The sequence below is a fragment of the Streptomyces alanosinicus genome (assembly GCF_014650595.1).
Taxonomy (GTDB): Bacteria; Actinomycetota; Actinomycetes; order Streptomycetales; family Streptomycetaceae; genus Streptomyces; species Streptomyces alanosinicus.
The window spans coordinates 126,499-148,916 of sequence record NZ_BMVG01000007.1; the positions used below are offsets into that span (position 1 = coordinate 126,499).

Consider the following 22,418-nt stretch of genomic DNA (forward strand, 5'->3'; position numbering starts at 1 on the left):
ACGGGAAGTCGCAAACGTGTCGCTCACGATCGGAATCGTCGGCCTGCCCAATGTCGGCAAGTCGACCCTGTTCAACGCCCTGACCAAGAACGACGTGCTGGCGGCCAACTACCCGTTCGCCACGATCGAGCCGAACGTCGGCGTGGTCGGTGTCCCCGACGCCCGCCTGGCCAAGCTGGCTTCGATCTTCGGCTCGGAGCGCATCCTCCCGGCGACGGTCGACTTCGTCGACATCGCCGGCATCGTGCGCGGCGCCTCCGAGGGCGAGGGCCTCGGCAACAAGTTCCTCGCGAACATCCGTGAGTCCGACGCGATCTGCCAGGTCATCCGCGCCTTCAAGGACGAGAACGTCGTGCACGTCGACGGCAAGGTCTCGCCGAAGGACGACATCGAGACGATCAACACCGAGCTGATCCTCGCGGACCTCCAGACGATCGAGAAGGTCCTCCCGCGCCTCCAGAAGGAGTCGCGCATCAAGAAGGACGTGGCCACCAAGGTCAAGGCGGTCGAGGAGGCCCAGGAGATCCTGGAGAAGGGCGACACGCTCTTCGCGCACGGCATCGTCCAGGGCACCGAGCGCAACGAACTCCTGCACGATCTGCACCTGCTCACGACGAAGCCGTTCCTCTACGTCTTCAACGTCGACGAGGACGAACTGACCGACGAGGACTTCAAGGACGAGCAGCGCGCCCTGGTCGCCCCCGCCGAGGCGATCTTCCTCAACGCCAAGCTGGAGGCGGACCTCGCCGAACTGGACGAGGACGAGGCGCTGGAGTTGCTGGAGTCCGTCGGCCAGCACGAGCCCGGCCTCGCCACCCTCGCCCGCGTCGGCTTCAACACCCTCGGCCTGCAGACCTACCTCACGGCCGGCCCCAAGGAGTCCCGCGCCTGGACGATCAAGAAGGGCGCCACGGCCCCCGAGGCCGCCGGTGTGATCCACACCGACTTCCAGAAGGGCTTCATCAAGGCCGAGGTCATCTCCATCGCGGACCTGGTCGAAACGGGCTCGGTCACGGAGGCCCGCGCGAAGGGCAAGGCGCGGATGGAGGGCAAGGACTACGTCATGCAGGACGGGGATGTAGTCGAGTTCCGGTTCAATGTGTGATCGTTCGCTCGCCAAGCGCTGACCGATTCATCAAGCGCGCAGGTCAAAGGGCCGGGCTCTGCGGAGTCCGGCTCTTTCCGTGTCCCGGGGCTGGGACCGCCGCCCCTCAGTCGGTGTTGGTCGGGATGCGGAGGGTCAGTTCGTAGCCGCCGGTGGGGGTCGGGCCGGAGGTGACCGTCCCGGCGAGGAGTTCGGCGCGTTCCCTGAGGCCGATCAGGCCCTGGTGGGAGCCGGGGAGGGGGAGTGAGGGGCGGGTGGGCGGGGTGTTAGTGACGGTCACGCCGAAAGCGGTGCCGTCGTCGGTGTGCCAGAGCCGCACCGTCGCCGAGGCGCCCGGTGCGTGTTTGCGGACGTTGGTGAGGGCTTCCTGGACGGTGCGGTAGACGGCGCGCTGTGCGGTGGTGCTGATCTCCGGCGGGAGTTCGCCGGTCAGTTCGGTGTCGATCCCGCTGGTCGTGACCAGCTTGTGCAGGTCGGCGAGGGTGGGCTGCGGGGTCAGCTCGGTGGCCCGGCCCCCGGAGGCGCGCAGCAGGGTGACCATGTGGCGCAGTTCGTCGAGGGTGTCCACGCTGAGGGAGCGGATGGTGCGGGCGCCCTCCTTGAAGTCGGGGTCGGTGGCGGCGACTTGGAGGGCACCGGCCTGTACGGCGATCAGGCTGACCTGGTGGGAGACGACGTCGTGCATCTCGCGGGCGAGCTGGGCGCGTTCGCGGGCGAGGACGGCCTGGGAGTGCAGGAGCCGTTCGTGTTCGCGTGCCTCCTCGATCTCGGCGAGGCGGCGGGCCAGGTCCCTGCGGGCCTGGACGAGTTGGCCCAGCAGGACGGGGGCGGCGGCGGTGGCCAGTGTGTAGAAGAAGTAGACCAGGGTCCAGGTGCGCTCGTGCGTGGTGAGGTCGTTCGGCGGCCAGGGGAAGGCCGAGGCCAGGGCGAACAGAACGGCGCATACGACGAGCAGCCGGCGGTTGCGGGAGCGTTCGGCCAGCGTGAACAGTGCGGCGAACGGGGCGAACACGACGTCCAGCACGAGGCTGGCGGGCAGGGTGAGGAGGAAGACCGGGAGCGGGAAGCGCCGTCGGAGGGCGAGCGCGGCGCAGGCGAGCGCCGCCGTGGCCTGCGCCGCGGGGCCCGCCTCGTCCACGCTGAGCAGGACGTCGAGGACGGCGACCGCGACGACCATGGCGTCGACGAGCGGGTCGGGAATCCGCGCCCACCACGCCCCGGGCGCGGTCATCGCCCGGACTCCGGGCGCCGCTCTCCCGCGTCGAGCAGTCCCGCCCGCTGCGCGAGCAGCGCCGCCTGCACCCTGCTGCCGACGCGCAGCTTGGTCAGGATCGCGCTGACGTGATCCTTGACGGTGCCCGCGCTGAGATGGATCCGGGTACCGATCTCGGCGTTGGACAGCCCCTCCGCGATCAGTACGAGCACCTCGCGTTCGCGTTCGGTGAGCCGGCCGACGCGGCTGGTCTCCTCGTCGTCGACGACCGTCGCGCCGGGGTGACTCTGCCAGACGGCGCGGGACGCCTTCGGTGACATCACGACCCCGCCCGCGACCAGGGTCCGTACGAGCTGGGCGAGCTGGTCGGGCTCGGTGTCCTTGAGCAGGAAGCCGGCCGCGCCGGAGCGCAGCGCGGTGAGGATGTACTCGTCGGCGTCGAAGGTCGTCAGCATCGCCACCACCGGCGGCTGCGGAAGGGCGCGCAGCCGGCGCAGCACGGTCAGTCCGTCCACGTCCGGCATCCGGATGTCGAGGAGCACGACGTCGGGGCCGGTCCGCCGTACGGTGTCGACCGCGTCCGCGCCGGCCGTGGTCGCGACGACCTCGATGTCGTCGGCGGCGCTCAGGATGAGTTCGAAGCCGGAGCGCACCAGCGCCTCGTCGTCCACCACCATGACCCGGATCACGTGCGTCCCGCCTTGCCGTGCTTGCGCGTACGGCTCCGATCGCCGTACGTCGATGTCGATTGTCACCGTTCCGACCGTAGAGCGGGGCGCGCCGTCCCAGGTGTGGGCGGCGGGACGTTCCCGCCAGTCGGGGGGAGGGTTCCAGCCGGGCGGGGGGAGCCCGGGACCCGTGGACGGGGTGGTTCCGGAAGGGCGAGGGCCGGCGCCGGCGCGAACGCACCGGGGTCGGCTCGATGGTCGCCGCGCTCACGCAGATCGTCGTGGTCGCGGGCGCCCTCATCGAGTAGCCCGCGGCACCGACCGCCGACCCCTACCCGGTGGGCGTCACCCGCCGGGTGGCGGGGTGGGACCGGACAGTCGCCGGATACCCCGGGCCCCGGCCGGTCGCCAGCCTGGAAACCATGACCCACAACGCAGACGACCCGACGCTCACGACTCCGGTCGGCGCCCCGTCCGGGGCCGCGGAGAACTCACCGTCCCAGGCTGCGGAAAATCCCCCGTCATCCCAGGCTGCCAGGAACCTCCCGTCCCAGGCCGCGAAGGATCCCTTGTCCCGGGCGGTGCAGCCCAGCCCGTCCCTGGCCACGGAGAACCTCTCGTCCCGGGCCGTGCAGCCCAGCCCCTCCCTGGCCGCGGAGAACCCCTCGTCCCGGGCCGTGCGGCACAACCCGTCGCAGGCGACCGCGACCGGACGTGTCGCGGCGGGCCGGCTGATCGGTGTGGATCTGGCGCGGGGCCTCGCGGTCTTCGGGATGTTCGCCGCCCATGTCGGCCCCGACCCGTCCGATGGCGGCGTCACCGGGCATCTCATGGAACTGGCGCACGGCCGTTCCTCCGCGCTCTTCGCCTTCCTCGCCGGCTTCTCGGTCATGCTGATCACCGGCCGCCGTACCCCGAAGACCGGCCTGGCCGGCCGGCAGGCGGTCGCCAAGGTGGTGATCCGGGCGCTCGTCCTGCTGGTGGTGGGCACGGCGCTGACCATGACCGGCACCCCGGTCGAGGTGATCCTCGCCTTCTACGGCCTGTACTTCCTGCTCGTCCTGCCGCTGCACCGGCTCGGCGCCCGCCCGCTGGCCGTCATCGCCGCGGCCGGTGCCCTGGTGCTGCCGCAGGTCCTGTACGTCGTCCAGCACGCGCTCCCCGAGGACGGCGTCACCGGTGTCTGGGCCTGGCCCTCGGACGCCGACGGCATCGTCTCGCTTCTCTTCACGGGCGGTTACCCGGCCCTGACCTGGCTCCCCTTCGTCATCGCCGGTATGGCGGTGGCCCGCCTCGACCTGGCCGCCGGCGCCGTCCGCCTCCGTCTCGCGGTCACCGGCGTGTGTCTCGCCGTGCTGGGCTACGGCGGCTCCTGGCTGGCCCTGCATCTGGTACCCGGCGCCCTGACGAAGCTGAACGCCGTCGGCTGGCGCGACGGCGGCTCGGCCGCGTCGGCCTGGTGGTCCGACACCTGGGGCTATCCCGACGGCAGTACCCCGGCCGCGCTGCTGGTGGCCTCGCCGCACAGTGAGACGACCCTCTCGGTCCTGGCCAACGCCGGCGTGGCGATCGCGGTCCTGGCAGTCTGTCTCGTGGCGGTCGACGCCTTCGCGGGCCTCGCCCGCCTCGCCCGCCCGGTCATCGCGGTCGGGTCGATGTCCCTGACCGCGTACGTCCTCCACATCGTCGGCATCCGCCTCCTCGGCATCGAGGACCTGCCCGGTTCCCCGCTGTACGTCCTGGCCGGCTTCGTCGTCGTGGTCACCGTGTTCGCGACGCTCTGGTCCCGTCACTTCCGGCGCGGGCCGCTGGAGTGGCTGCTCGGCAGGGCCACCAAGGCCGCGGAGCTGGTGCGATGAGCCGCCCGTCGCAGGGCCGTGGGGAGCTGTGGTGGCTGGCCGTGGCCGCGGCGGCCGGTGTCCTCGCCGTCCTGCGCCCGGATCTGTACGCGGCCGTGGTGCAGCACGTCGTCACCGTCGCCGTCGGACACCACTGACCCCCGGCCCCCTGGAGCCGGCGTGGCGGAGCGGACCGCCCGTACGACCCCCGCCCCGGGGTCGTACGGGCGCCCGTTCTCAGGCGGCCTGCAACTCCAGCAGCGAGGCCACCAGCCGGTCCACCTCCTCCCGCGTGTTGTACAGCGCCAGCGACGCGCGGGCCGCCGAGTCGAGGCCGTAGTGGGCCAGGGCCGGCTGGGCGCAGTGGTGGCCGGCCCGCACGGCGATGCCGTCGCCGTCCAGCCGGTCGGCGATCTCGCCCGGGGTGTGGCCGGGCAGGGTGAAGGTCAGTACGCCGATCCGCCCGGCCGCGGGGCCCAGCAGCTCCAGGCCCGGGACCTGGGCCAGGGCCTGTTGCGCATAGGCCGTCAGCCGCGTCTCGTAGTCCGCCACCGCCGTGCGGTCGAAGGCCGTGAGCCAGTCCAGGGCGGCCAGCAGGCCGGCCACACCGGAGATATGCCCGGTGCCGGCTTCGAAGCGGTGCGGGACCGGGGCGTACGTCGTACGGTCGAAGCTCACCGACTCGATCATGTTGCCGCCCGCCTGCCACGGCGCCATGGCCTCAAGGATCTCCGGCTTGGCGTACAGGGCGCCGATGCCGGTGGGGGCGTAGATCTTGTGGCCGGAGAAGGTGTAGAAGTCGGCGTCCAGGTCCGTCACGTCGACGGGGAAGTGCGCCACCGCCTGTGCGCCGTCCACCAGCACCCTCGCCTGGTAGCGGTGCGCCAGCGCCGTCATCTCCCGTACCGGTGGCACGGTGCCGAGGACGTTCGAGGCATGGCTGATGACCACGAGCCGGGTCCGCATGGAGAGCAGATCGGCGTACGCGTCCTGGTCGATGGAGCCGTCCGGCCGCAGGGGTACGGGCACCACGCGGGCCCGCGTCTGCTCGGCGACCCGCTGCCAGGGCACGATGTTCGCGTGGTGCTCCAGCACCGGCACGAGGATGTCGTCCCCGGGGCCGAGGTCCGCGCGCCCCCAGCTCTGCGCGACCAGGTTGATGGCCTCGGTCGTGCCCCGGACGAAGACGATGCTCTCGGGCGAGGGCGCGCCCAGGAACCGTGCGACCGTGGCCCGGCCCGCCTCGTACATCTCCGTCGCCTCGCGCGCCATGGTGTGCGCGCCCCGGTGGATGTTGGAGTTGGCGCAGGCGTAGAACGCCGTCAGGGCCTCGATGACCTGTCGGGGCTTCTGCGTGGTGGCGCCGTTGTCCAGCCAGACGAGCGGGTGGCCGTTGACCGTCCGGTGCAGGATCGGTATGTCCCGGCGGGCCGCTTCGGGCGAGAAGCCGACGTCAGGAGTAGTCATGGTACTTGGACACCTCGACGTTCTGGAGCACCGCGAGCGCGTCCTCCACCAGTACCGCCGCGTTGAAGTACGCCGTCATCAGGTACGACGTGATGCCCTTCTGGTCCACGCCCATGTTCTTCATCGCCAGGCCCGGTTCGACCTCGTCGGCGACCTTCGACGGCCGCAGGCCCACCACACCCTGCTCGGCCTCGCCCAGCCGCATCAGCAGGATCTCGGTCGTCCCCACGCCCGCGCCGCCGGAGAACCGCACCTTGTCCGACGGCAGCAGCGGCACCCCGCGCCAGGTCAGCAGCGGGCTGCCGAAGCGGGTCTCGATCACCGGGGGCACACCCCGGCGCGTACATTCGCGGCCGAACGCCGCGATCGCCTTGGGGTGGGCGACGAAGTACCCGGGCTGCTTCCACACCCGTGTCAGCAGTTCGTCGAGGTCGTCGGGGGTCGGCGCGCCGGTGCGGGTCTGCACGCGCTGCCCGGGGGCGACGTTGTTGAAGAGCCCGGACTCCGGGTGGTACAGCATCGAGGCCTCCTGCCGCTCGCGCAGTGCGTGCACGGTGAGGTTGGCCTGGGCCCGGGTCTGGTCGATCGGCCCGTTGTAGAGGTCGGCGACCCGGGTGTGCACGCGCAGCACGGTCTGTGCGAGCGTCATGTGGTACTCGCGGGGGGTGTCCTCGTAGTCGACGAACGTCCCCGGCAGATCCGGCTCGCCGACGTGGCCCGCGGTGAGGTCCACGGGGACCTCGGCACCGGCCATGACACCGGCGCCGGCGACATACGCGTCCACCGCGCCCCGCAGCGTCTCGTCCCGCTCGCCGAGCCGCGTGAGTACCGCGCGGTCCAGGCAGAGGGCGACACCGGCGGTCGAGGCCTGCACCCGGTACGGCATGACCTCGGCGCGGGTCCACGCGCCGAGGTCGAAGAACTGACCGTCGCCGATGACGTCGAGGAGCGCGTCCGCGCCGTACTGCCCGGTCGCGAGCTTCTCCGCGCGCCCGTGCACCATCACCCATAACCGGTCCGCGGGCGCGCCCTCCTGGGCCAGCACCTCGCCCGGCCCGAACGTCACCTGGGTGAACGCGCCGGCCAGTTGCTCCAGCAGCGCGTCGTCCGCCTTGCGCAGATACGGCAGTTCGCGGAGGTCGCCCGCGACGACACACGGCGTGCCGTCGTCCGTCGTGCTGATGCGGTCGTCGCCGAGGACGTACGTACGGCGCCGGTTGACCCGGTAGACGCCGGACTCGACGTCCACCCAGGGCAGCGCGCGCAGCAGATAGCGCGGCGTGATGCCGCGCATCTGCGGAGGCGTCTTGGTGGTGCTGGCGAGTTGCCGTGCGGCATCCGGGCCGAGACTCAACCGCTGCTCGCTCATGACGAACTCCTCCCAGGTCGGGGGTGGGAACGAGGAGCGATCGTCTTCCTGCCGTCCGGTCGGCCACAAGTGTGGATTTATCTGCCCATGGCAGGAATCCTCGCTTTTGCCCGGATTGTAGAAATCGCAAGCAAGCCCGGGCGGCGTGTGTCGTCGCAGGTCGCGGTGGGCGAGGGCGGCAGGGGATCCCTGTCCGGGTGGAGGTGGTCGTATCCCTGAATCGTCCGTAGAGGACCGAATTTCATCTCATATGAATGCTTTGTGAATCCCAAAGGGGTGATTATCGCGCCCGCATATGTCCGTCATGTGCCGGTCATAGGCCCGTCACCCGTGCCACCGTGAACGGCGGCGTCGGTGTGCCCGGTCCCATCGGGCCGCCCTTGTCGAACTGGGAGCGGACGACGAGCAGGCCGCGGGGGGTGTGGGCCAGGGTGGTGGGGATCTGCAGGGCGGGGTCGGTCAGGGTGCGGGTCAGCCGGGCCGCGCCGCCGTCGGGCGAGAGCCGCCAGCGGGTCAGGGTGTTGCTCAGGTTGTGGGCGGCCCACAGGGTGCGATGGGACAGTTCCAGTCCGTCGCCGTGCGTCAGGTCGCCGCCGTGCAGGGCCACTTGGCGCACCGAGCCGTCGGTCACATCGACCCGGTACAGGCCGCCGCCGGTCATGTCGACGACGAACAGCCGGCGTCCGGTGGGGTCGGCGGTGATGCCGTTCAGGGCGTAGGCGTCCGGCGCGCGCGGAGGGATCGCTCCGCTCAGGTCGAAGCGGGCGGCCAGGGGTGCCCGGCCGCCGCGGGCGCGGGCCAGGTCGGCCGGGGTGATCCGGTAGACCAACGGCCGGACGCTGTCGGTGGCGTAGGCCGTGCCGTCCGGGGTGATCACGAGGTCGTTCAGGAAGTGCTGCCCGCCCGCCGGTATCTCGAAGCGGGCGAGCAGGGTGCGGTCGTCCAGGTCGTACACGTCGATCCCGGCGGTGTGGTCGATGACCCACAGCCGGCCCGCCCGGTCGGCCTTCAGCCCGTTGGCCGTCGTACGGCCGTCCGAGCCGGCCGGCAGGAAGACCTCGGCGGCGCGGCTGCCGGCGGCGGCGCGGTAGACGGCGCCGGTGGTGAAGGAGCCGACGTACGCGTCGCCCGTGCGGGGGTCCAGGGCGATGCCCTCGGGGTAGGCGCGGTCGTCGGGGAGGGTGAAGGCGGTGGAGATGCGCGGGCCGGTGGCCGCGGTCGCCCTGGGTGCGGCGACGGCGACGGCCGCGGCGGCGGCCCCGGTCAGGAAGGTGCGGCGATGGATCGAACGGGACACGGCGGGTGCCTCTCGGTTCGGCTGCTCACTATGTGACGTATGCAAACCTAGATTAGAACTCTAATCATCGCCAGTGTATTAATCTCCGCACGTGCGTTGATCTCCGCACGTGCATTGACCTCCGTCGGGGTGTTCATCCGGGCCGAGGCGTCAATGGCCAAGGCGTTAATGTGGTCCGGGTGACCTCCATGCCCGCGTCCGAGCGCCTCGGCTCCCACCTGAAGCGGGCCGAGCAGGCCCTCAACGCGACGAAGGCGGCGGTCCTGAAGCCGGCGGGCCTGACCGTCGCCCAGTACGCGGCGCTGCTGCACCTCGACGAGAACCCCGGCATCTCCGCCGCCGCCCTCGCCCGGCTGTGCGGGGTCACCCCGCCGACCATGAACACGGTCCTGAAGAACCTCCAGGACCGCGAACTGATCACCCGCAGCCCGCACGAGTGGCACAGGAACGTCCTGGAGACCCGCCTCACGGACGAGGGCCGGGCCGTCCTCAAGAAGGCCGACACCTCCGCCGTGCGCGTCGAGCGGGCCCTCGCCGCGGAGTTCACCGCGGCCGAGCGGGACGCCCTCACCGGGCTGATCGCCCGCTGCGTCAGAGTCCTGGAGGAACAGCGCCCGGGAAGCTCATGACGGGCTCCGGCGCCGGATCCGTCACCCAGCCCGCCACCAGCACCAGCCGGGACTCGCGGTCGACGGCGAAGAAGCCGAAGGGCCGGTCGAAGACGGCCCGGACGACCGTGGACTCGTAGTCGTAGCGGACCTGCGGCGGCGCGCCGCCCGGTGCCGTCACGACGGCCGTCACCGCCGCCGCCCGGAACCCCAGCGGGCCGAACCGTGCCAGCGCCGACTGCTGGGCGGCCCCGATGGCGAGCGGGTAGCCGCTGATGCCGGGGAAGTGGGCGTGCCGGGCGTCCGTGGCCGCCGTCAGGCCGAACAGCGGGGCCAGCGCCAGCAGATCGTGGTCGGCGCGCACCTCGTACGCCACCGTCCGCACATCAAGCGACAGCGGCTGCGGCGCCATGGCCGGCTGCTGCTCCACCCACAGACCCGGCCCCACGTGCCCGTGCGGCAGCGCCCCGCCCCCGGTGAGGGCGAGCGTGCGCTCCACGATCCCGACCCCGGCGGCCAGCACCTGACCCGGCGTCATGTGCTCCTCGCCGAGCACCAGATGCACGTCGATGCCGTTGTCACCGGGCACCGTCAGCGCCGTGACGTAACCGTCCGGCGTGCCCGTCACGCCCACCCGGTCCGGCCGTGGGCCGCGCCGGTGCAGCCCGCGCAGGGTACGGCCCTGCCAGGGGCCGGTGTCCGGCCGCAGCGGCCGCTCGTCGAACGGCTGCCGCCAGGTCGTGTGCAGCGCGAGGGCGCTCGCCAGCACCATCCGCGCGTCCCGGGTCAGCGCCACCGGCATGCGCTCGACGAGTCCGCCGGTCCGCTCGGCCGCCCAGGCGTCCAGCCGCTCCTGCGCGGTGACGAGGTCGTCCCCGAACACCCCGTAGGTCCCCGCCGGCACCCCGGCCCGCCACTCCTCGCGCAGCGTCAGCCCCTCGTGCGTCCACAGGCCGAGCGCCGCGTCCAGACCGGAGACCGCGGCGAGCGCCGCCAGCAACTCCCGTGCCGCGCCCGCCGCCTGCTCGGCCGGCACGCCCAGCGCCGCCGCCAGCTCCGTCCGCGCCGGGCCCGCCGCGCCGTCCGCCAGAAAGGCCAGCAGCGGCCAGACCCCGGGCGCGGAGTAGACCGTGCCCTCGGGCAGGGCCTGCGCCCAACGGGCCGTCAGCCCGTTCACCCGGCGGACCGTCTCGGCGCTCACCTTGCTCACTCGTCGCTCTCCCACGCGTTGTTCATGCGACTCCCCGTCCGGGTGTGCCGGGACCGGTGGCGGATCGTCCCCCGTCCAGGAGCACGGTACCGGGCCTCGTTCCGGGGTGAGCGGAGCCGGGTTCAGGTGTGAGTGCACCTGTACGGGGGAGAAAGTGCCTGGGTAAAGCCTGCCCAGGCGCCATGTCATCACATCGAGTGATTCTCTGGCCTTTGCTTGCATGGCACAACCCACGGTTGCCAGGCTGTTGCTGTCTGTACAACCTGATGGGAGCGGCCAGTGACTTTCGGTGAGCAGCCGGCGTACCTGCGTGTCGCGGGTGATCTCCGCAAGAAGATCGTCGACGGTTCACTGCCGCCCCACACCCGGCTGCCGTCCCAGGCCCGCATCCGCGAGGAGTACGGCGTCTCGGACACGGTCGCGCTGGAGGCCCGCAAGGTGCTGATGGCCGAGGGCCTGGTCGAGGGCCGTTCCGGCTCCGGGACATATGTGCGCGAGCGGCCCGTGCCCCGCCGGGTGGCCCGCTCGGGGTACCGGCCGGCCGCCGGGGCCACGCCCTTCCGGCAGGAGCAGGCCGACGCCTCGGTGCGCGGCACCTGGGAGTCCAGCAGCGAGCAGGCCGAGGCCGGGGCCGTCCTCGCCGAGCGGCTGGCGATCCAGCTCGGCGACCGGGTCATGCGCACCAAGTACCTGTACCGGGAGGCGGGTGAGCCGATGATGCTCTCCACGTCCTGGGAGCCCCTCGCCGTCACCGGCCGCACCCCGGTGATGCTGCCCGAGGAGGGACCGCTCGGCGGCATGGGCGTGGTCGAGCGCATGCGCGCCATCGACGTCATCGTGGACAACGTCACCGAGGAGGTAGGGGCCCGCCCCGGACTCGCCGAGGAACTGCATGTGCTCGGCGGCGTACCCGGCCATGTGGTCATCGTCGTCCAGCGCACCTACTACGCCTCCGGCCGCCCGGTGGAGACCGCCGACGTGGTCATCCCGGCCGACCGCTACCGGGTCGCGTACCACCTGCCGGTGAAGTGACGTCCGCTCCCGGGTGCGGGCGGGGACCGGGGCCTCGCGGGTGTGGCCGTCGCGCTCCTGGCGCGTGACCCGTGCGTCTGCGGGCGGAAACGGGCGCCCGCCGGGTGAGGTAGCGCACACCCTGGCGCCCCGCAGGGCGGTGGACCTCGCTGGCGTGGCCTTCGCCGAGGAGTGGGCGGCCGCCGCAATCCGGCCGTTTTCCCAGGTGACCATGGGTCACTCCGGTATGCCCCCGACTCGGGACAGCTGCGCTCACGACGGCGCGTTCACTCCCGTGCGCCCCCGGTGTTCTGGCTGGTTGCGTACCTCTTTGTGAAAAGGCGTATTCGCTGCGTAAAGGTTGGGCGTACGCTCGGGCATATGCGGATTGCGGTTTCCTTAGGGGGAGCAGTCGAGCGTGGGGGAGAGTGGGGCGGTGCGAGAAGGAGCTGCGCGGGCGGTGGGGGACATGAGTGAGGGGACGGTCTCCCTGCCCTGGATCGTGATACGCCAGGACGACAACGGCAATCGCTACCGCGTCGGCCGGTACGCGACCCGGGCCGAGGCCCAGAAGATCGCCGACAGCCTCGACGACCGGGGCCACAAACAGCTCTACTGGGTCGAGCGCATCGGTCAGAACGGGGACGGCAGCCGCAACTGACCGCGCCACACACTCCCGTAGGCTCCGCTCCATGACGCCCACGACGCCCATGACACCCATGGCCGACCCGATCGTGGTGGTGGGAGCCGCCCTGCTCGACGGAGGCCGCCTGCTCGCCGCGCGCCGCAGCGCCCCCGCCGACCTGGCCGGCCGCTGGGAGCTGCCCGGCGGCAAGGTCGAGCCCGGCGAGCGACCCGAGGACGCCCTCGTGCGTGAACTGCGCGAGGAACTCGGCATCGACGCCGACCCGGTCGAGCGCGTGCCCGGCCAGTGGCCCCTGCGGGCGCCGTACGTCCTGCGGGTGTGGACCGCCCGGCTGCGCCCCGGCTCCCCCGCGCCCCGGCCGCTCCAGGACCATGACGAGCTGCGCTGGCTCACCCCCGCCGAACTCTGGGACGTGCCCTGGCTGGACCAGGACGTCCCCGCGGTCCGTGACGTCGCACCCCGGCTCACCGCCGCCGGTCGCTGAGCCCCGCATACGCCGTTCGTGCCACAGTGCGCCCTCCCGCGCGGTACTGCCCCCGGGATATCGGGTATGTGCCCATTAACCCCACGAAACCGGACATGGGTGGACTCGCTGGCCTGGGAAGTGATCGGCGTGATCGACACCGATGGCGACTGCGCCGAGTGGACCTTTCCCGCGGAACCGGGCGCCGTGCGCACCGCACGCGTGGCCGTCCGCGGACAACTGCACGGCTGGGACCTCGACTGTCTCGCCGACCTCGCGGCGCTGCTGGTCAGCGAGTTGGTCACCAACTCGCTGCGGCATGCCACCGGACCCATCGGCGTACGGCTCGTCCGTCCCGCGGACCTCGACGACACCCTGCTGGTGGAGGTGTCCGACCCGCTCCCCGACCCGCCGCGTGAACGCGTCGCCCGCGACGAGGACGAGAGCGGCCGCGGTCTGCAGCTGGTCGCGGGCTCCTCGCGCCGCTGGGGCACCCGGCCCGGAACGTGCGGAAAGACCGTCTGGTTCGAGCTGGCGGTGCCGGGGTGAGCCGGAAGCACCAGGGGAGCAGGGGGTGTACGGCAGGCGCTGACGGGTCCCCTGTGCGCCCCGGGCGCGTGGCCGGCCTCGGCCCGCGTGATTCGAGGGCGTGTTCCCTGGTTAGAAGAGTGGAAGTGTTGTCGCGGAACGGTCCTGAAATCATCTGGACCGAGCTGTGATCGTGAACACCGTGTCGTGCGGCACCGTAGTGCTGGATACTGCGGGCAGCCGCCCCTGGTGACCGGTGCCGGGCGCGGTGAGCTGGAGGGGACGGTTCGCGTGAGCGAGATACCAGCGAAGGCCACGGAGTCGGAGGACCCGTCGGACGGCGCGAGGAACCAGGCCGCGGAGGCCACCGCGGCACCCGGCGACGCCATGTGGCAGAGCAGTCCGCCCGGTTCGATCTACGACTACATCAAGGTCGCGTCCTTCTCCATCGGCCCCGGCGGGCTGGTCGACCAGTGGAGCCTGCGCGCCGAGCAGCTCTTCGGCATCCCCGCCGCACGCGCCGTCGGCATGGATCCCATAGAGGCCTTCATCGACCCCGATCTGCGCGAGCGCGGTCAGCGCAAGATGGCCGAGATCCTCGACGGACGGGAGTGGACCGGGGTCGTACCCTTCCGGATGCCGGACGAGGCCGACGGCACCCGCGGCGAGGAGGGCCTGGCCGAGGTCTACGTCATGCCCACCCGGACCGCCGAGGGCGACCACGCCGCCGTCTGCATCGTCGTGGACGTCCGCACCCTGCGCAGCATCGAGACCGACCTGGCCGCCTCCCAGGCCATCTTCGGCCAGTCCCCGTTCGGGTTCCTGCTGATCGACGTCGATCTGAGGGTCCGTCGGGCCAACGAGCGGTTCGCCTCCATCTTCGGCGGCACCCCGGACGACCACCGGGGCAAGGGAGTGCAGGACTATCTGCCGCGCCCCGAGGCCGAGCGGGTCTCGGCCACCCTGCGGCGGGTGCTGGAATCCGGCCAGTCCATCACCGACATGCATGTCACGGGCCATGTCCCCGGCTCCGAGGAACGCCGGCACTGGTCCATCAACCTCTACCGCGTGCACAGCGGCAGCGGCCGGCCCATCGGCATCGCCTGGCTCGGCACCGACATCACCGCCCGCCGGGCCGCCGCCCGCGAGGCCGCCAACGCCCGGCGCAACCTCGCCCTGCTCAACGAGGCCGGCGCCCGCATAGGGAACTCCCTCGACCTGGAGACCACCGCCCGGGAACTCCTCGACGTCGTCGTCCCCGGCTTCTGCGACCTCGCCACCGTCGACCTCTACCAGGGCCTGCTCACCGGCGACGAGACCCCGCCCGGCCTCACCGACGGCAGCGCCGAACTGCGCCGAGTCGCCTTCGCGAGCGCCGTCTCGGACGTCCCCTTCACCGGCTCCGCCGACCCCGTCGCGGTCGGCGCGGTCCACCACTTCCCCTTCAACTCGCCCTGCGCGGACGCCCTGCGCACCGCCCGCCCGCAGCACGTCCCCGCGGAGGACGGCAGCCTCGTGCAGTCCACGCTGGCGGTGCCGATGGTCGCCCACGACACCGTCGTCGGCCTCGCCCGCTTCGCCCGCACCAAGGGCAGCGAGCCGTTCGGCGACCGCGACCGGGACCTGGCGGTGGAGCTGGCCGCACGCGCGGCCGTGTGCATCGACAACGCACGCCTGTACCGCAGGGAACACGAACGCGCCCTGATCCTCCAGCGCTCCCTGCTGCCGCCGGGCGACCCCGAGGCCTCCGGCCTGGACATCGCCTGCCGCTATCTCCCCGGCAACGCGGCGACCGAGGTCGGCGGCGACTGGTTCGACGTGATCGAACTGCCCGGCCACCGCACGGCGCTGGTGGTGGGCGACGTGATGGGCCGGGGTCTGCGAGCGGCGGTCGCGATGGGCGAACTCCGCACCGCCGTAAGGACATTGGCGCTCCTCGATCTCGAACCGGCCGAGGTCCTCTCCGCGCTGGACGAGATCGCGCGCGGCCTCGGCACCCCGGGCGGCGTCCAGCAGGCCACCCGCACGGCCCGCCAGCCCCGCGACGCCGACCTCTCCGAGGTCTACCTGGCGACCTGCGTCTACGCCGTGTACGACTCCGTCACCAGACGCTGTACGTTCGCCAACGCCGGCCATCTGCCCCCGGTGCTGGTCGAACCCGGCGAGGCGGCCCTGATGCTGGACGTGCCGCCCGGCATGCCGCTCGGGGTGGGCGGCGAACCCTTCGAGGAGGTCGAGGTCGAACTGCCGGAGGGCGCGCTGCTGGCCCTCTACACGGACGGCCTGGTCGAATCCCGCGACCATCCCCTGGACGAGGGCCTGCAAGCCTTCGTGGGCGCACTGACGGACCCCTCCAGCCCCCTGGAGGACGTCTGCGACCACATCCTCAACACCCTCGACACCCACCACGGCGAGGACGACATCGCCCTGCTGATGGCCCGGGTGCAGGGGCTGCCGGCCGACTCCGTCGGCGACTGGACGCTGCCACGCGAACCCCGCAGCGTGGGCCGGGCCCGGGAGTACGCCCGTGCCCAGTTGCTGAGCTGGGACCTGGAACCCCTGGTCGACACGACGGAACTCCTGGTCAGCGAACTGGTCACCAACGCCCTGCGGTACGGCGAGGGCGAGATCCGGCTACGGCTCCTCCTGGACCGCACCCTGGTCTGCGAGGTCTGGGACTCGGGCCTGGTCCAGCCCAGGCGCCGCCGCGCCCGCGACACCGACGAGGGCGGCCGGGGGCTGCAGCTGGTGGGCCTGCTCAGCGCGGCCTGGGGCTCCCGCCGGACGCCTCGCGGCAAGACGGTCTGGTTCGAACTGCCCCTGCCGGGCGGCGAGTCCCTCACCGACCCGGCGGAGGCCCTGCTCAGCCTGTTCTGACGCCGCTCAGGTCTGGTACTCGCCGACCATCGTGCAAATTGGTTCAGGTGGAGTCAGAAGGCGGAGGCAGACGCGGTCATGTGGCGAGGCGGGTCCGGGTCTGGGGGCCGCCGTAGCTCGGGGACGTGTCGGGGTCGGTGTCCGCCGACGCGTTGCCATGGGCCCGTACGTCGCGTTCGGCTGTGTCCCGGGCCGCCCGGGACTCGGCATCGGCCCGGGTGGAGTCCCCCGTGCCCAGCGCCCGTTCCGCCGCCGCCAGTTGCGAACGGGCCTCGGGGCCCACCGCCGCCCGGTGCACCGTGACGAAGTCCTCCGTCCCGGCGACGGAACTCCGGGCCGCGAGCCGCGCGGCGCTGTCCAGGACGCCTGAGTGGCCCACGTCCAGGCGTTCCACGGCCCGGGTGATCCGGCGCAGGGCGTCCAGCGGGTCGTACGGCCCCGAGGTCAGCTCCTCCCGTACGGCGGCCAGCACGCCGTTCGCGTGAGCCAGCCGTGCGTGCAGGTCACCGGTGGTCAGATGGGCCCGCGTCCGTCCCTGCCGGGCCTCCGCGAGCTTCGCCTCCGCGCCGGTCAGCGCGGCCGGTACCAGGTCGGCCGCCTCCCGCAGTTCCGCCGCGAGGCGTTCCACCGCGCCGACGAGCGCCGTGGCCTGGGCCACCGCGGTCTCGCCGGCGCGCAGCAGTCCCGCGGCCCGTGCCGTCTTCCCGGCGTCCCCGGCCTCCCCGGCCTTCTCCGTCTCGCCCGCCGAGGCCCCCGAGCCTCCCGCGCCCGTCTCGTCCGTGCCCCCTGTCTGCTCCGCGTCGGCCGCCTGGCGGGCCTCGTTGAGGCGGACGGTGGCGAACACCAGCCGGTCCTTGGCCTGTTCGAGCCAGCCGGTGACCGGCTCGGCGGCCGAGCGGGCGTACCGCTCGTGCAGCGCCTCCAGCGTGTCCTGTGCGGCGACCGTCCGGGCGGTCAGGTCGCGGAAGCGGGTCTCGGCGGTCTCCAGGGCCGGGCGCAGGCCCTCTCCGGCCAGATCGCGGAGCCGGTCCAGGGCCGGTGCCTCCGCGTCCAGCCGGCGCCCCGCCTCCGCACACCGGCCGACCACCCCCACCAGCGTCTGGCGCCGGGCATCCGGATCCTCCGGCAGCCCCTCCTCGTACCGCCGCCAGATCGCGAACGCGGCCGCCAGCTCGGTCTCGGCGGCCCGCAGGGCGTGGACCAGGGGCTCCGTCTCGGTCTTGGTCTCGGTGTCCGTGAACCTCTCCTGGACGAAGGAGAGTTCCTCCCGGCTCGTGCGGACACAGTCGTCGGCCAGAACCAGCGCCGAGCGGGCCTGGCGCTCGAAGTCGGCCGCGGTGGGGGTCGGCGGGGCCACGGAGACGGTTCCGGGGGTGGTGCGGGTGCGGGCACGGCGGGTGCGGCGCAGATAGCCGTATCCGGCCAGCACCAAGGCCGCGACCCCCGCGACGAGGGGCAGCACGAGGTCGGCGGTCGACCCCCCGCCCTGCTCCGACACGGAGGCGGCGGACGCCACCGGGACCGGATCCCGCGCCCCGGCCGGCCCCGCCGCCGACAGCAGCCACCCGGCCCCGATCACGGCACCGAGCACGGCACGCGCCACCCACGCACATATGCGCGCCGTGGCGCGCCGGGGCCGGACGCGGATCAGGGAGGAGGTCACATTTCGGAGCGTATGGGCAGGTAGGCGCCTTCGCGAGCGGAACGGATACGGGTGGGGGACGAGACGGACAGGGGGTCAGGAATGGACGGCGGAGCAAGGCCGTCCATGGCCAAAGGAAGATCGTCATTCCGTTAAGATCACCCCCGGTCATGTCATGAACACGGGGGAGAGCTCTGTGAACCACAGGAGCGGGATACGTCCGCGGGCGCGCGGCGCGGTCGTCGGGATGTCGCTGGCCCTGGCGCTGCTGACCGGTTGCGGCGGCGGTGGCGGTACGGCCGACGGTGATACGGCCGGCGGTGGTACGACGGCGCCCGACCCGGCAGCCGAGGGCGCCGCGAAGGGGCCCGCCTACCGAGGGCCCGCGCTGCCCGGCTTCACCGCCCGGCCCGCCTGGAGCCTGCGGGGCGAGGGCACCTCGGCACCCGGCGTCCTCGACCTCGGCTCCACCCTGCTGCTGGCCAAGGACGCGCGGGGTCACTACGCGAGCTCGGGCGGGCTCACCGAGGGTGTGCTGTACTCCGCCGAGGAGGACGATCCCCTCACGCTGGAGTTCCGCGACGTGAAGACCGGTGCCGTCCGCACGTCGCGGAAGGTGCGGGCCAGGACGGTCGAGGCGGTCACCTGGCACCACGGCGCCCCCGCCGTGGCCGTGACCACCTCCGCGACCAGTGAGTCCGACGGCCTCACCGAGGCGAAGACCACCACCACGGCGACCCTGTACGGCGCCGACGGCCGCGAACTCGCCAAGGTCCCCTCGTACAAGCGGGGCACCCTGCTGGACGGCTACCGCGTCGCGGAGGCCGACGACACCCTCCGCCTCACGCCCGTCGACGGCGGCCCGTCGCGCACGGTCACCTGCACCGGCACCGCCGCCAGCTGCACCTACGACGCCGAGAGCGGCACGGCCGACGCCTCGGTCGCCCATGCCCCGCTCATCAGCGGCGACTACTACGCGGGCTTCCTGAACGCCAGCGACTACCAGACCGACCCCGAGCAGGTCACGCTCAGCGAACTCGCCACCGGCAAGCAGGTGTGGAGCACCGCCGGCGCGAAGATCCCCCCAGGCGTGGAACTGGACGACAAGGGCCACCCGAAGAGCGAGGAGATCCGTATCCTGCGGATCGCCGACGGCAAGGTCCTCGTCGGCTGGAAGGCCGGCGTCTCCCTCTCCTCCGGTGGCTGGATCGATGCCTGGTACGACCTGAAGAGCGGGGCGCTCCTCACCTCGTACAAGGGCGCGCAGGAGGTGCTGTTCTCGCCCTCCGGCAACCTCGCCGCCCGGGACGTGGTCAAGTTCGAGGACTTCCCCGGCACCGCCGTGTGGCAGACCGCCGACGGCAAGCGGCTGTGGGAGCAGCAGGACGGCGAACACGCCCTGGACCCGGTCCGCTTCACGGCCGACGGGTCGGTGCTGTACGGGGTGACGGACGACGGGAGCGCCACGAACACCGGCATCGCGGTGGACACCCGGACGAAGAAGGTGCTGGCGAAGAACCTGCCCGAGGAGAGCATCCCCTCCGTCGACGCCGCCACCGGTTACGGCTACGTCGGCACGGGGGCGGGCCTGTTCGTCTTCGCACCGGCGTGACCCGGACCTGATGACCTGGACCGGAAGCCCCGGTCCGGAAGAATGGGCGCGGGCTGGGCCTTCAGCGGCTGGGCCTTTCGGTGGCCGGCCCGGAGCCCCGGCCGCGGTACTACGTCGTCCGCCTCCTGATCTTCGAGCCCAGCCACACCAGCGGGTCGTACTTGCGGTCGACCGCCCGCTCCTTCATCGGGATCAGGGCGTTGTCCGTGATGCGGATGCCCTCGGGACAGACCTCCGTGCAGCACTTGGTGATGTTGCAGTAGCCGAGGCCGTGGTCGTCCTGGGCCGAGCGCCCCCGGTCCAGGCCGGATTCGGCCGCCGCGTCCAGCGGGTGCATATCGAGTTCGGCGACCCGCATCAGGAAGCGCGGGCCCGCGAAAGCGGTCTTGTTCTCCTCGTGGTCGCGGACGACATGGCAGGTGTCCTGGCACAGGAAACACTCGATGCACTTGCGGAACTCCTGCGAGCGGTCCACGTCCTCCTGCATCATCCGGTACTGCCCGGGGCCGAGCCCCGCCGGCGGCACGAACGCCGGGACCTCCCTGGCCTTCTGGTAGTTGAAGCCGACGTCGGTCACCAGGTCCCGGATCACCGGGAAGGTGCGCAGCGGGGTGACCGTGATGGTCTCCTCGCGCGTGAACACCGACATGCGGGTCATGCACATCAGCCGGGGGCGGCCGTTGATCTCCGCCGAGCACGAACCGCACTTGCCGGCCTTGCAGTTCCAGCGCACGGCCAGGTCGGGGGTCTGGGTCGCCTGGAGGCGGTGGATGATGTCCAGGACCACCTCGCCGTCGTGGACCTCGACCGTGAAGTCCTGAAGGCCACCGCCCTCGACATCACCCCGCCACACCTTGAAGCGGGCCTCGTAGCTGCTCACTCGTACAGCTCCTCTTCGGCGAGGTACTTGACCAGCTCCTCCTTCTCGAAGAGGGCGAGCAGGTCCGGGCGGATGGGTTCGGTGTTCTCGCGGGTGAGGCGGATCTGGCCGCGGCCGGGGTCGGTCACCGCGAGGGCGCCGGCGGGGTCGGCGAGCGCGCAGAGCAGGTTCACATTGCGCCAGGCGCGGTCCATCGTCGGGTGGTCCTCGCGGGTGTGGCCGCCGCGCGACTCGGTGCGCTCCAGCGCGGCCCGCGCCACACACTCGCTGACCAGCAGCATGTTGCGCAGGTCCAGCGCCAGATGCCAGCCGGGGTTGAACTGGCGGTGGCCCTCGACCCCGGCCCGGCGGGCCCGCACGCGCAGCTCGCCGAGCTTGTGCAGGGCCTGCTCCATCTCGCCCTCGCGGCGGATGATGCCGACCAGGTCGTTCATGGTCTGCTGGAGTTCCTGGTGCAGGGTGTACGGGTTCTCCGGCGGGCCCGCCTCGCCGCCCTCCCGCGCCCGCTCCGGCTCCGCGGAGAAGGGGCGCAGGGCCTCGGCGGCGGCCGTGTCGACCTGGGCGTCGTCCACCGCCGGGCGCTCGTGGGCCTGGGCGTACTCCGCCGCGTGCCCGCCCGCGCGGCGGCCGAACACCAGCAGGTCCGACAGGGAGTTGCCGCCGAGCCGGTTGGAGCCGTGCATACCGCCGGCCACCTCACCGGCCGCGAACAGCCCCGGCACACCGCGCGCCGCCGCCGTGTCGGAGTCGACCGCGATCCCGCCCATCACGTAGTGACAGGTCGGCCCGACCTCCATCGCCTCGGCCGTGATGTCGACGTCCGCCAGCTCCTTGAACTGGTGGTACATGGAGGGCAGCCGGCGTCGGACGACCTCCGGGGGCATGCGCGTGGACACATCCAGGAAGACCCCGCCGTGCGGGGAGCCGCGGCCCGCCTTCACCTCGGCGTTGATGGCGCGGGCCACCTCGTCGCGGGGGAGCAGTTCGGGCGGCCGGCGGTTGTGGTCCGGGTCCTCGTACCACCGGTCGCCCTCCTCCTCCGACTCGGCGTACTTCTCCTTGAAGACGTCCGGGATGTAGTCGAACATGAACCGCCTGCCCTCGGAGTTCCGCAGGACCCCGCCGTCGCCGCGCACCGACTCGGTGACGAGGATGCCCTTCACCGACGGCGGCCAGACCATGCCCGTCGGATGGAACTGCACGAACTCCATGTTCAGCAGCGGTGCCCCGGCCAGCAGCGCGAGGGCGTGTCCGTCGCCGGTGTACTCCCAGGAGTTGGAGGTCACCTTGAAGGACTTGCCGATCCCGCCGGTCGCGAGGACCACGGCGGGGGCCTCGAGGACGAAGAACCGGCCGGACTCGCGGTCGTAGGCGAAGACCCCGGAGACCTTCCCCCAGCCTTCGGCCGGGGGGACCCCCATCTCGCTTCGCTCGCCGTCCTTCAGGATCCTGGTGACCGTGCACTCCTGGAAGACCTTCAGCCGGGACTCGTGGTCCCCGGTCTCCTTGAAGTCCTCCTGCTGGAGGGCGACGATCTTCTGCTGGAGCGTGCGGATCAGCTCCAGGCCCGTGCGGTCGCCGACGTGGGCGAGGCGCGGGTACTCGTGGCCGCCGAAGTTGCGCTGGGAGATCCGGCCGTCCTTCGTACGGTCGAACAGGGCGCCCCAGGTCTCCAGCTCCCACACCCGGTCCGGGGCCTCCTGCGCGTGCAGCTCGGCCATCCGCCACTGGTTGAGGAACTTGCCGCCGCGCAGGGTGTCACGGAAGTGGACCTGCCAGTTGTCGTGTTCGTTGACGTTGGCCATGGCCGCGGCGATGCCGCCCTCGGCCATCACCGTGTGCGCCTTGCCGAACAACGACTTGCAGATCACCGCCGTACGGGCGCCCCGCTCCCGCGCCTCGATCGCGGCCCGCAGCCCGGCGCCGCCCGCACCGACCACGACGACGTCCCACTCCTGCCGGTCCACCACGGACATCAATCAGT

Annotated in this window: 19 protein-coding genes; 10 read left to right on the forward strand and 9 right to left on the reverse strand. The window is 72.1% G+C overall.

Annotated elements, in window-relative coordinates:
* Positions 1-16 precede the first annotated feature (16 nt).
* Positions 17-1,105: a redox-regulated ATPase YchF gene (gene ychF / locus IE277_RS17745; RefSeq protein WP_189953521.1), complete on the forward strand. Its 1,089-nt coding sequence runs from the start codon at positions 17-19 to the stop codon at positions 1,103-1,105.
* 106 nt (positions 1,106-1,211) lie between these two features.
* Here ychF and IE277_RS17750 read toward each other — a convergent pair whose 3' ends face one another.
* A complete protein-coding gene (locus tag IE277_RS17750; protein WP_189953523.1) occupies positions 1,212-2,336 on the reverse strand; it encodes a sensor histidine kinase in 1,125 nt (374 codons plus the stop codon).
* Positions 2,333-2,995 (reverse strand): response regulator, encoded by a 663-nt coding sequence (locus IE277_RS17755; RefSeq protein WP_189953889.1) that lies wholly within the window; start codon positions 2,993-2,995, stop codon positions 2,333-2,335. Before IE277_RS17755 ends, IE277_RS17750 begins: the two co-directional genes overlap by 4 nt.
* Positions 2,996-3,408: 413 nt before the next feature.
* Between IE277_RS17755 and IE277_RS17760 the strand changes: the two genes are divergently transcribed.
* Entirely contained in the window at positions 3,409-4,845 is a 1,437-nt protein-coding gene (locus tag IE277_RS17760; RefSeq protein WP_308433392.1) for a DUF418 domain-containing protein, read from the forward strand.
* On the forward strand, positions 4,842-4,982 hold the full coding sequence (locus tag IE277_RS17765; protein ID WP_189953525.1) for a hypothetical protein: 141 nt from the start codon (positions 4,842-4,844) through the stop codon (positions 4,980-4,982). The genes IE277_RS17760 and IE277_RS17765 overlap by 4 nt, the downstream gene beginning before the upstream one ends.
* Positions 4,983-5,061: 79 nt before the next feature.
* On the opposite strand, the gene IE277_RS17770 is transcribed toward IE277_RS17765, so the two are convergent.
* The 3 genes from IE277_RS17770 to IE277_RS17780 form a co-directional block, all read right to left on the reverse strand.
* On the reverse strand, positions 5,062-6,291 hold the full coding sequence (locus IE277_RS17770) for a cysteine desulfurase (protein WP_189953527.1): 1,230 nt from the start codon (positions 6,289-6,291) through the stop codon (positions 5,062-5,064).
* Entirely contained in the window at positions 6,278-7,660 is a 1,383-nt protein-coding gene (locus IE277_RS17775; RefSeq protein WP_189953529.1) for a family 2B encapsulin nanocompartment shell protein, read from the reverse strand. The genes IE277_RS17770 and IE277_RS17775 overlap by 14 nt, the downstream gene beginning before the upstream one ends.
* Before the next feature lie 313 nt (positions 7,661-7,973).
* Entirely contained in the window at positions 7,974-8,957 is a 984-nt protein-coding gene (locus tag IE277_RS17780) for an SMP-30/gluconolactonase/LRE family protein (protein WP_189953532.1), read from the reverse strand.
* 188 nt (positions 8,958-9,145) lie between these two features.
* Here IE277_RS17780 and IE277_RS17785 point away from each other — a divergent pair, with 188 nt between their 5' ends.
* Positions 9,146-9,586, forward strand: coding sequence for a MarR family winged helix-turn-helix transcriptional regulator (locus IE277_RS17785; RefSeq protein ID WP_189953893.1), 441 nt, complete (start codon positions 9,146-9,148; stop codon positions 9,584-9,586).
* Here IE277_RS17785 and IE277_RS17790 read toward each other — a convergent pair.
* Positions 9,549-10,775: a serpin family protein gene (locus tag IE277_RS17790; protein WP_229881715.1), complete on the reverse strand. Its 1,227-nt coding sequence runs from the start codon at positions 10,773-10,775 to the stop codon at positions 9,549-9,551. The genes IE277_RS17785 and IE277_RS17790 overlap by 38 nt on opposite strands.
* A 279-nt stretch (positions 10,776-11,054) precedes the next feature.
* Here IE277_RS17790 and IE277_RS17795 point away from each other — a divergent pair, with 279 nt between their 5' ends.
* The 5 genes from IE277_RS17795 to IE277_RS17815 all read left to right on the forward strand — a co-directional run bounded on the left by IE277_RS17795 (position 11,055) and on the right by IE277_RS17815 (position 16,300).
* Entirely contained in the window at positions 11,055-11,807 is a 753-nt protein-coding gene (locus tag IE277_RS17795; protein WP_189953534.1) for a GntR family transcriptional regulator, read from the forward strand.
* A gap of 415 nt (positions 11,808-12,222) precedes the next feature.
* Entirely contained in the window at positions 12,223-12,447 is a 225-nt protein-coding gene (locus tag IE277_RS17800; RefSeq protein ID WP_268252578.1) for an SPOR domain-containing protein, read from the forward strand.
* A 58-nt stretch (positions 12,448-12,505) separates the two neighbouring features.
* A complete protein-coding gene (locus tag IE277_RS17805) occupies positions 12,506-12,916 on the forward strand; it encodes a (deoxy)nucleoside triphosphate pyrophosphohydrolase (protein WP_189953897.1) in 411 nt (136 codons plus the stop codon).
* Between the two features lie 99 nt (positions 12,917-13,015).
* Positions 13,016-13,444 (forward strand): ATP-binding protein, encoded by a 429-nt coding sequence (locus IE277_RS17810; protein WP_189953538.1) that lies wholly within the window; start codon positions 13,016-13,018, stop codon positions 13,442-13,444.
* A gap of 270 nt (positions 13,445-13,714) precedes the next feature.
* Positions 13,715-16,300 (forward strand): SpoIIE family protein phosphatase, encoded by a 2,586-nt coding sequence (locus IE277_RS17815; RefSeq protein WP_189953539.1) that lies wholly within the window; start codon positions 13,715-13,717, stop codon positions 16,298-16,300.
* Between the two features lie 76 nt (positions 16,301-16,376).
* Here IE277_RS17815 and IE277_RS17820 read toward each other — a convergent pair whose 3' ends face one another.
* The gene (locus IE277_RS17820) at positions 16,377-17,963 is read right to left on the reverse strand and encodes a hypothetical protein (protein ID WP_229881717.1); all 1,587 of its coding nucleotides are present in this window, start codon (positions 17,961-17,963) and stop codon (positions 16,377-16,379) included.
* Between the two features lie 175 nt (positions 17,964-18,138).
* Here IE277_RS17820 and IE277_RS17825 point away from each other — a divergent pair, with 175 nt between their 5' ends.
* Positions 18,139-19,554: a hypothetical protein gene (locus IE277_RS17825; protein ID WP_189953541.1), complete on the forward strand. Its 1,416-nt coding sequence runs from the start codon at positions 18,139-18,141 to the stop codon at positions 19,552-19,554.
* Positions 19,555-19,663: 109 nt separating this feature from the next.
* Here IE277_RS17825 and IE277_RS17830 read toward each other — a convergent pair whose 3' ends face one another.
* Together IE277_RS17830 and IE277_RS17835 are read right to left on the reverse strand one after the other, a co-directional pair.
* The gene (locus IE277_RS17830; RefSeq protein WP_189953543.1) at positions 19,664-20,434 is read right to left on the reverse strand and encodes a succinate dehydrogenase/fumarate reductase iron-sulfur subunit; all 771 of its coding nucleotides are present in this window, start codon (positions 20,432-20,434) and stop codon (positions 19,664-19,666) included.
* Positions 20,431-22,410 carry a fumarate reductase/succinate dehydrogenase flavoprotein subunit gene (locus IE277_RS17835; protein ID WP_189953545.1) on the reverse strand — a complete coding sequence of 660 codons (1,980 nt, stop codon included), beginning with the start codon at positions 22,408-22,410 and terminating at the stop codon, positions 20,431-20,433. The genes IE277_RS17830 and IE277_RS17835 overlap by 4 nt, the downstream gene beginning before the upstream one ends.
* Between the last annotated feature and the right edge of the window lie 8 nt (positions 22,411-22,418).